This is a genomic window from Deltaproteobacteria bacterium, from assembly GCA_019309045.1.
In the GTDB taxonomy this organism is placed as follows: domain Bacteria; phylum Desulfobacterota; class Syntrophobacteria; order BM002; family BM002; genus JAFDGZ01.
Genome location: JAFDGZ010000101.1, coordinates 1 through 9,091, shown reverse-complemented (window position 1 = coordinate 9,091; position 9,091 = coordinate 1). Strand labels below are relative to the sequence as shown.

Annotated in this window: 8 protein-coding genes; 2 read left to right on the top strand and 6 right to left on the bottom strand. The window is 52.8% G+C overall.

Annotated features, from left to right (window positions below; genetic code table 11):
- The coding region (locus JRI89_15260) for a YifB family Mg chelatase-like AAA ATPase (GenBank protein MBW2072597.1) at positions 1 to 1,117 on the top strand (1,117 nt) is incomplete at its 5' end.
- 98 nt (positions 1,118 to 1,215) lie between these two features.
- Here JRI89_15260 and JRI89_15255 read toward each other — a convergent pair.
- Positions 1,216 to 1,935, bottom strand: coding sequence for a hypothetical protein (locus tag JRI89_15255; protein ID MBW2072596.1), 720 nt, complete (start codon positions 1,933 to 1,935; stop codon positions 1,216 to 1,218).
- Positions 1,936 to 2,204: 269 nt separating this feature from the next.
- Here JRI89_15255 and JRI89_15250 point away from each other — a divergent pair, with 269 nt between their 5' ends.
- Entirely contained in the window at positions 2,205 to 2,642 is a 438-nt protein-coding gene (locus JRI89_15250) for a PilZ domain-containing protein (GenBank protein ID MBW2072595.1), read from the top strand.
- Positions 2,643 to 2,771: 129 nt separating this feature from the next.
- Here JRI89_15250 and JRI89_15245 read toward each other — a convergent pair whose 3' ends face one another.
- From JRI89_15245 to JRI89_15225, 5 genes are all read right to left on the bottom strand, one after another.
- Positions 2,772 to 3,104, bottom strand: a complete 333-nt coding sequence (locus tag JRI89_15245; protein MBW2072594.1) for an STAS domain-containing protein — start codon at positions 3,102 to 3,104, stop codon at positions 2,772 to 2,774.
- Between the two features lie 62 nt (positions 3,105 to 3,166).
- On the bottom strand, positions 3,167 to 3,616 hold the full coding sequence (locus tag JRI89_15240; protein MBW2072593.1) for an ATP-binding protein: 450 nt from the start codon (positions 3,614 to 3,616) through the stop codon (positions 3,167 to 3,169).
- Between the two features lie 162 nt (positions 3,617 to 3,778).
- Positions 3,779 to 4,303 (bottom strand): cyclic nucleotide-binding domain-containing protein, encoded by a 525-nt coding sequence (locus JRI89_15235; GenBank protein ID MBW2072592.1) that lies wholly within the window; start codon positions 4,301 to 4,303, stop codon positions 3,779 to 3,781.
- Entirely contained in the window at positions 4,278 to 6,791 is a 2,514-nt protein-coding gene (locus tag JRI89_15230; protein ID MBW2072591.1) for an ABC transporter ATP-binding protein/permease, read from the bottom strand. The genes JRI89_15235 and JRI89_15230 overlap by 26 nt, the downstream gene beginning before the upstream one ends.
- A 297-nt stretch (positions 6,792 to 7,088) precedes the next feature.
- Positions 7,089 to 9,038, bottom strand: coding sequence for an acetoacetate--CoA ligase (locus tag JRI89_15225; protein ID MBW2072590.1), 1,950 nt, complete (start codon positions 9,036 to 9,038; stop codon positions 7,089 to 7,091).
- Between the last annotated feature and the right edge of the window lie 53 nt (positions 9,039 to 9,091).

Sequence of the window (9,091 nt, the reverse complement as noted above, 5' to 3'; positions counted from 1 at the left end):
GGTGCCGGAGGCCAACTGCCGTGAAGCTGCGGTGGTGGATGGAGTACAGGTGTTTGCTGTACAGCATCTCTCGGATGCGGTGACCTTCTTGAACAACGGCCAGGATCTGTCCCCAACCAGCATACAGGTGACAGAGCTGTTTGCCAGCCATAACCACTATGAACTGGATTTCAGCGAAGTAAAGGGTCAGGAGCATGTAAAACGCGCTCTGGAAATTGCTGCAGCCGGGGGACACAACGTGCTTATGGTGGGACCGCCGGGCTCCGGGAAAACAATGCTGGCTCAACGGCTGCCCACTATACTGCCGGACCTTACCTTTGAAGAGGCCCTGGAGACCACCAAAGTCTACAGTGTTATGGGCCTCATGGGCGACCGCGCCCTGGTGGTGACCCGTCCCTTCAGGGCGCCGCACCACACCATTTCTGATGCCGGTCTGATCGGCGGCGGCCAGATACCCAAACCGGGTGAAGTGAGCCTGGCGCACAACGGCGTGCTCTTCCTGGATGAAATGCCCGAGTTCCGCAAGAATGTACTGGAGGTGCTGCGCCAGCCAATGGAAGATGGCCGGGTGACCATTGCCAGGGCAGCAACCTCCATAACATATCCGGCACGCTTCATGGCTGTGGCTGCAATGAATCCCTGTCCCTGCGGTTTTTATGGCGACGCCAAGCACCAGTGCCAGTGTACCTATGTGCAAATTCAACGCTATCGCGCCAAGATTTCAGGGCCCTTGCTGGATCGGCTGGACATTCATGTGGAAGTGCCGGCGGTGGAGTATCAGGACCTGGCAAAGGAAGAAGGGGGAGAGAATTCTGCGGTGATTCGCCGCCGGGTCAACATGGCACGGGCAGTTCAGCAGGAAAGATTCACAGGCCAGAAGATCTATTGCAATTCGCAGATGCCGCCCGGATTGCTGCAAGAATTCTGTATGCTGGGGAAGGATTCACAACAACTTCTCAAGACAGCAATCGACAGGTTGGGGTTGAGCGCCCGGGCCTACAACCGGATTCTCAAGATAGGCAGGACCATTGCCGACCTCGATTCCGAAGAGCAAATCAGGGCGCCGCACATTGCAGAGGCAATTCAGTACCGGAGCCTGGATAGGCAGTTGAGCTGAGCGGAAAAGTGAAAAAGGGTCGAGGTGCCGTTGATTGTGAGGTGCAGTATTGACAGCGGGCTGACATTTAATCGAGGCATCCAGGTTCAGTCTGGCAGCTAGAATTCTTTGCCTGTAGACAGTAAGGGCTTGCTGTTGACATAGTGGAGGATGGCCCTGAAAAGCGAGGCACTGTCGCTCAGCTGCTGGTAGGCCTCTTCTCTAGTTATCAGCCGGTCTTCTGCTTCGAGGCGGTAGCCCAGTGTTTTCGCCCTGTTGGCTATTCTGGCGATCTCCGTGGCTAGATCCTGCTCGGAGTTGATCTGTACAGGATAGATTTTTATTTTCTCCAGGTTCTGCATCACCTCGGACTCGACAATGCCATCGGTCCTCTTGTGGTATTTTTTGTTATAGGCGTCTTTGAGAGTATTGTGGAGAGGCTGGGAAAGGTCGCCCACGTAGTGGGCGCAATACGCCAGATGATACTCGCCATACTTTCCCTTCTGCCTGTTTTCCAGATAGTTTCTGAGAGAGGCGATGATAGCACCGTAAAGATGGCCCTGTTTATCTATCTGATTGTATCTTGCCACCTGCTCCATGACCATTGCCGCTGTGACGGTCGTTTGCGGCGGGTTGTGGGCCCGGTGATTGTGGCTTTCGATCTTGCCGGCCTTCAGCTTTGCCATGTCTGCTCCTGCACTGTTGTACCACTTGTAATAGCCGGCAACTCTGGCAATAGCCAGATGAGTTTCATCGTGCCAGGCAGCTGATCTGTTGCTGGAGCTGAAAAAAAACAGCGAAGCAAGGATAACTATGTTCAGCAATTGCAAGGTCTTCATAGCATGCCTTCATCACCGCCGCAAAAGCGGCAGCAGCCAGAGAGAAACAGACGTCCAGGAGCCTGCAAGGCTGGACCGTGGCGGCCAGGCCGGCAGAGAGTTGGCTGTGGTATACAGGTTGCAGTATGAGCAGGATGATTTCAGTCAACTGGGCCTTCTGAATCAGGATATTAGCTTGAAATTGCAACGATTACAATGTTGCAAATAGCATCTGCCAGGCAAAGGCGGTGCTCAACTGCTGCCAGGGTGGTATAGTCTTGCATACTTCCATGACAACGAAAAGATTGCAATACACCAGGGCAAAGGTGGCCTGGCCAGTGACGCTGCTGTCACGCCGCAGGCCTGTACAGGGGAAGGTAGAAAATATTGGCCCCTTTCATGGTCTACTTTCATGTGAGGGTTTGCTGCCGCCTCTGCACGGAAATTTCAAAATGCTCATAGAGGTTCCTGATCACAAGCCGCTGGAAATAATTGCCAAGGTGGTCTGGACGGCCATAGGTACTGCTGACAATGGTGAAATCAGGGTTGGCACTGATGTGTATTTTGTAAAAGTCACGGAGGCGGGCCGTGAATATCTTCGCAGAGTGATCAGCAGGCAATATAAGAGAACCTCTGCCATCTCCCCTCTGACAGCCGGGCTGGGAGACGAGCCAGAAGAAGAGGAAAGCCTTCTCTGGTCCGACTGCTCAATTTCGTTTTCCTGTTGACCAGAGAGACCATGCCAGCTGCCGGCGATGCTCAGCGGACCACAGTCTGCTGGCAGACCGTACTCGAGTAGTTTATGCTGCGTGATCATGGCTTGCCCGGATGCAAGCAGCAATACTGTTGCAAGCCTGTCAGAATGCTTTCAAGGCGTCGTCCAGGGTGGGCACAATAGGCAAGATTGTAGAAAAACCTGCAATATCAAATACTTCTTTGATATAATCTCGCATGGAACATAAAACGATCTTACCATCTGAGCGCTTGAGCTCCTTGGTTGCCTTCAACAGGACCCTCAGACCAGCACTGGCAATGTAGTCGAGTGACTCGAAGTCGATGATTATCTGCTTCTGGCCGTTGGCAATGGTCTCCAGGAGTTGCTTTTCAAACTGAGGTGAGGTGTTAGAGTCCAGGCGACCGCTGATCTTGAAAATCGATGTGCTGTTTTGTTTCTTTTCAGTGACTTCCATTCCGCTACCACCTCCTGCGCACGAATATTTCCCAAAAATAACAATACATGAGATCGACCACCTTATCGGGACTCGGCCCGGGTGTCGTCTTTCTTCTTGATTTCTTTCTTCATGCTGATGATGTTCTTGCCCTCGCGCCGTTCATACTTGAGGTTCTTCATGAGTTCTTTGCAGAAATGAATGCCAACTTTGCCAATCTGCCGACCTTCAACAGGGGTGTCCAGGTCTGGCTTTTTTGCTCTGATGGGGTTGAAGGGAATACCGTCATCCTCCAGGCAGAGGTGAATAGTGCCATTGTCTTCCGACAGGGTGATCCTTATGAGGTGTTCTGCCTCATCCGTGTATCCATATGATATTACATTGGTAACCAGTTCCTCCAGCACCAGATTCAGGTGAAAGATGGTCTCCCTGGACAGACCGAGAGAGGCGCCGAACTGCTCCACGTGCTGGTGGAGTTTTTTCAGCTCTGAAAGCTTGTTCTTCAATTCCAGAGTAACATTATTTCCAGACATGGAAGGTGATTCCTTGCAAGTTCGGATCAATGCCGTCCAGCTGATTGGCGGCCATGGGAGAAGGGGCAGGAACAGTGGTAGAGCGCTCAGGGTCCGCCCAATACAGCCTGTCCAAGTTTCGCTTTCTTCAGGCTTTCTGTCAAGCCCTAGAATCGGCAAAAACTAGAGCATGGATACCCCCAGGGTGGGCACACATACATCCGACACTGGAGTTTCACCCAGAAAGAGCCGTTCTTCCCAGGTGCGTACCGCCACCACCACCGCCTTGAGTACTGCTGGCAGCAGCTGCGGAAACTGTTCCATTACCTTGGAGAACTTTTCCCGGGTCAGGATCATACAGTCTATCTCGGTGACAGCCTTCAATGAAAACAGCCTGGGAACGTCTGCACAGAGTGCCAGACCTCCCAGAAAGTCGCCTGGTCCGAAGTCCCTGACCACAATCTCGCCTTGCTCCTCTTCGCGAAACAGTCTGGCTGTCCCGGAAAAGATATAAAATGCCTGGCCGTCATTGGAATTTTGCTGAAAGAGTCGATCGCCGGCTGCAAAAGTTTCCCTGGTAAACAGGTAGGCAATTACTTTCAGTGCATCAAGGGGGAGCCCGGCGAAAAAGTCGATGTGTCTCAGGATCTGGAGATTCTCTGTAAATTCGCAGGCATCTGCCCTAGTGTTTCCCGTGGATGAGCTCATAGAGCATTCCTTTCTTGGCCATCAGTTCGTCATAGGTTCCTATTTCGACAAGCCTGCCAGCTTTCATGACACCGATCTTGTCATAGCTCTTTATGATATCCAGGCGGTGAATAACGGCAATCAGAGTAGTGTAGCCTCGCCATTTGGTCTCCAGCAATCTCTGAATGCGTGCCTGGGACCGGGCGTCGAGAGCTGAGGTGGCCTCGTCCATGATCATGATTCGAGGCGCCTTGAGGAAGATCCTCGCTATGGCCAGCTTTTGCCGCTGCCCGCCTGAAAGCTTGTCGCCTTTGCTGCCTACATTGTATTCTATACCAATTTCGATGATAGTTTCCAGGAGGTCCTGGTCAATGAGCAGATGGATCAGGCTCTGGTGAATCTTTTCCAGACCCTGGGGTGTGGTGGTGCTGGGCTTGCCAAAGAGAATATTTTCCAGAATTGTCTGGGAATAGATGTACTGGGACATGTCATAGAAGGAGAAAGCCCCGGGCTTCTCTCTGGAGATTTTTTCCTTGAACAGCTCGCGTCCTTCCAGGAGCAACTGTTCCAGTATGTGCGGAAAGGCAACCATCTTGTGCCTGGCCGGGATAAAGCGCAGGGCCAGTTCCAGCAGTCTGGTATTTTCTGCCGGGGGCAGCTGATGCAATTTGCGTTTTTGCATACTTGCTGCCAGCTCTTTGAAGACCTCGATTTCGTCCGGCCTGATGGGGCTCTGTTCAAAGAAGACCTCCTCGGCTGGCAGACTGCCGAGAATGTCTACCGTCTGCTGGCAGAGTTCGGCACCCAGGTTGACCAGGGGGCGATACAGATCAGCCTCGTCAAGAAATTCGAGAAAATAAGGATTCCTGGGCAGGTTGGCTACCTCAAATGAAGGGTCTCTGGCTGCGCCAAAGGTGATATTGCTGCTCACGGTAGAGTGATACAGGTAGTTGTCTTCATTGAAAAACTCTACATAGTCAGCCAGTTGACTGCCAAAGTCTCTCTGGAAATCCCGCCGCAGCTCGATCAGCTTTGCCGCCAGGTCCTGGTGCTGATCGTAGGCCAGAATGGTGTTCATGCCAAAGTTGAGAACATCCACGAAGATGCCGGTTTGCTGCAGGACTTCGATAATGGTATCTCGGCTCGGCGCGTCTGCTGCTGCCTGTTCCAGGTCGGCGGCAACCTGGGCAGCACAGGAGTAGAGGAGATTTTCTCTGAAGCTTCCTTCAAAAATAAAAGGGGTTTGTGAAACAAAGCCAACATTGTTGACAATGTCTGCCTTGGAAAGGTCAGCCACGGCATGACCGTCAATGAGAACCTGGCCGCCTGTGTACTTGTAAAGCTGACCGATACAGAGGCCAAGGGTGCTCTTGCCGCTGCCCGAAAAGCCCACCAGGGCCATGTGCTCACCAGGAGAGAGGGAAAAGTTTACCCTGTCGAGCAACTGCACCCCGTCAACGTGAAATGAAAGGTTGCGCACTTCTATGTTGCCTGTGAAGCTATATGGCTGTCTATCTCTGGGTTCCAGGACATAGTCTGGCTGCACGTCGAAGTAGCTCATGGTTCGCTTGTAGGTCACACTGGCATTCTGGTAGGCCTGGTAGAAGTCTGTCAGCTCCCTGATGGGATCGTAGAGCTTTTCCTGGGCGGAAAGAAAGGCAACGAGTGAGCCGAGATCGAAGCGGCCCTTGATGGCCAGGTATCCTCCCACGATGAATACCAGAAAGGGGCTCAGGTTGGTGAAAAAATTGTTGCAGGCCTTGACTCCGTAGCGGTAGAGATTCCAGACTATTCTGATTCGCCGCAGGTTGTCGACGAGCCTGTCATACTTTTGATTCTCGATGCGGTAGGCGCCATTGGCATGAATCTCGTGCACGCCGCTGATGGCTTCCGCTATCTTGCCTGAAAGCTTTCTGGAGGCGTCGATGCGCTTCTTGTTCTGTTCATTGGCGCGCTTTTGCAGTATGGGAACCAGAAAGACCACGAAAGGATAGATAGTAAAAGATATAACTGCGAGAAGAGGGTTGAGCCAGAAGAGATAAGCGCCGAATCCTAACAGGGTCAACAGGTTGGTTACGGGTACAGCCACAGCCATGCCCACAAAGTCGCCCGGTGAAGCCAGCTCATTCACCAGGACGGTCACCACCAATCCAGGCTGGGTTTTTCGGAAAAAACTCAGGGGCAGGGTCAGAATGTGATGATAGAGTTGCTGTCGCATGTTGGCCAGGGCACTCTGGCCAATGTAGGTCTGCAGAACATTGATAAGGTACTTGAGAGCCCCGGCAGAGACAACTGCCACCAGATAGAGTCCGCAATAGAGAAACAACAGATTGATCTGCCTGAGGCCAATGGCCTCATTGACAATTTTCTTCTGCATCTCTAGAGGGAAGACTCTTGCCGCCACAGTCACGAGAATAACGAGGATGAGGATTACCTGCAGCTTGAGGTTACTCTCGCGAACCCATGAGAAGAGGGATTTGTCGACAACCCTCTTGTAGGTCTTAGCCATGATCTACAACTCCTTCATCAGGTCCCGGTTTACTGACAAGTTGACAGGGCAAAATATTCTGGGTGTCGTTCAGCAGCACCCGGGCGTTTCAACCGGCTGCTGTCGATTGGCCTCTGCGGGTGCAGCAGAAAAAGGTGTTGCAAAAATCCTATAATACCTGAAGGAGGTTTTTATTAGAAAGCAACAAATTCACTTTCCGGCAGATTTTCTGGATGTGGCAGGTGTCAGTTGGCAGTTTCTGGGGCTGCAGCCAGCAGGCTGGCCAGTGAAATATCCCCGTGGAGACAGACAGCTGCTTCAACATTGCAGTTCGGGCAATGCGGCATAAAAATCCAGGACTTCAGGGTTGGCGAGGGCGTCCCTGTTCTTGACCTCTTCACCGTGAATTATCTTGCGAACCGCCAGCTCCACCTTCTTGCCATTGATAGTATATGGGATGTCGGGCACCGAGATGATTTTTGCTGGCACATGCCTCGGGGTGCAGTTGCTGCGAATGGTGCTGCTGATCTTTTGACGGAGCTCGTCGGAGAGCTCCGTTTCTGGCCTGAGTTTCACGAAAAGAACAATCCTCACATCATCCTGCCACTGCTGGCCAACCACCAGGCTGTCTATGATTTCAGGAAAGGTCTCCACCTGGCGATAGATTTCAGCCGTGCCGATGCGCACGCCTCCCGGGTTGAGGGTGGCGTCTGAACGCCCATAAATAATAACAGTACCTCTTTCAGTAATCTCCACCCAGTCGCCGTGGCGCCAGATGCCAGGATAGGTAGAAAAATAGGCCTCCTGGTATTTCCTGTTGTCTGGATCGTTCCAAAAGTAGATGGGCATGCTCGGGGCAGCCATGGTGCACACCAGTTCGCCTGTCCTGCCGATGACAGATTTGCCCTGTTCGTCAAAGGCTTCCACCTTCATGCCGAGACCCCGGCACTGAAGTTCTCCGGCATACACGGGGCCCATGGGGTTTCCCAGGGCAAAACAGGAGATGATATCTGTGCCGCCGGATATGGACGACAGGCAGACGTCTTCTTTGATCTGCTGGTAAACGTAGTGAAAACTTTCAATAGATAGCGGTGAGCCCGTGGAGAGGATGGCCTTGAGCGGCGCGAGATCAAAATTGCTTTTTGGCTGCACTCCTTCTTTTTCCAGGGCAGCCAGGTATTTAGCGCTGGTGCCGAAAATGGTGATTCCCTCCCGCTCGGCAATTTCCCACAGGCTGGAAGGCCGTGGATAAAAGGGGGAGCCATCGTAGAGCAGAACCCTCGCTCCAAGGGCAAGGGCGCTCACCAGCCAGTTCCACATCATCCAGCCGCAGGTGGTAAAGTAGAAGATGGTATCCTGCCGTTTGACGTCAGTGTGCAGCTGCAATTCCTTTAGATGTTGCAAGAGAGTTCCCGCCACTCCGTGGACGATGCATTTGGGCACCCCGGTAGTCCCGGATGAGTACAGGATGTAAAGGGGATGGTTCGCTGGTACCTGCGTGAAAGCAAGTTCTGCCTCGCCCTGGTGGAGAAAATGATCCCAGAGGATGCCATTTGGCACCACAGAGGGATCAGGATTGGAGTCAGTATAGGGAACAATGACGATCTGTTCAATGCTGGGGATTTCTCTGCTGATGTCCTTTATCCTGGCGAGCGAGTCGAAGCGCTTGCCATTGTACTGATAGCCGTCGGCTGTGAAGAGGATCCGGGGTTCGATCTGGCCAAAACGATCGAGCACGCCCCTGAAACCGAAGTCTGGAGAACATGATGACCATATGGCCCCCAGGCTGGTGGCGGCCAGCATGGCGATGACGGTTTCCATCATGTTGGGCATAAAGGCGGCTACCCGGTCGCCGGGTCCCACGCCCATATGCTGCAGCGAGGCTGCCAGTCGGGCAACCTGCTGAAAGAGTTCTCCATAGGTCAGGTGTACAGCTTGCCTTCCTTCGCCTATGAAGCTCAGGGCTGTATGGTCGTCTCTGAAGCGGAGCAGGTTTTCAGCAAAATTGAGCCGGGCCCCTTCGAACCAGCGAGCGCCGGGCATCGTGTGCAGATCATCTACCACCTGCTGGTAGGGGCTGCTGTGGATGACTTCAGTATAGTCCCACAGCGTGCTCCAGAATTCAGGGCTGTTGTCGATTGACCACTGGTAGAGCTCGTCGTAGGTGTGCAAAGAGTAGTCGTACCTGTTGTTCACATACTGAAGAAAATCATACATATTGGTACTCTTTACCCGAGCAGCAGAAGGCTGCCAGAGCAGTTCGCTCATGATCTCTCCTTGAAATTGGCGGTCTGCTGGACAAAGCCGACAAAAACGTGTGC

Excerpts from the sequence above, each read along its gene's own strand:
- JRI89_15255 (MBW2072596.1), bottom strand. The coding sequence starts at position 1,935 with ATGAAGACCTTGCAATTGCTGAACATAGTTATCCTTGCTTCGCTGTTT.
- JRI89_15250 (MBW2072595.1), top strand. The coding sequence starts at position 2,205 with ATGACAACGAAAAGATTGCAATACACCAGGGCAAAGGTGGCCTGGCCA.
- JRI89_15245 (MBW2072594.1), bottom strand. The coding sequence starts at position 3,104 with ATGGAAGTCACTGAAAAGAAACAAAACAGCACATCGATTTTCAAGATC.
- JRI89_15240 (MBW2072593.1), bottom strand. The coding sequence starts at position 3,616 with ATGTCTGGAAATAATGTTACTCTGGAATTGAAGAACAAGCTTTCAGAG.
- JRI89_15235 (MBW2072592.1), bottom strand. The coding sequence starts at position 4,303 with ATGAGCTCATCCACGGGAAACACTAGGGCAGATGCCTGCGAATTTACA.
- JRI89_15230 (MBW2072591.1), bottom strand. The coding sequence starts at position 6,791 with ATGGCTAAGACCTACAAGAGGGTTGTCGACAAATCCCTCTTCTCATGG.
- JRI89_15225 (MBW2072590.1), bottom strand. The coding sequence starts at position 9,038 with ATGAGCGAACTGCTCTGGCAGCCTTCTGCTGCTCGGGTAAAGAGTACC.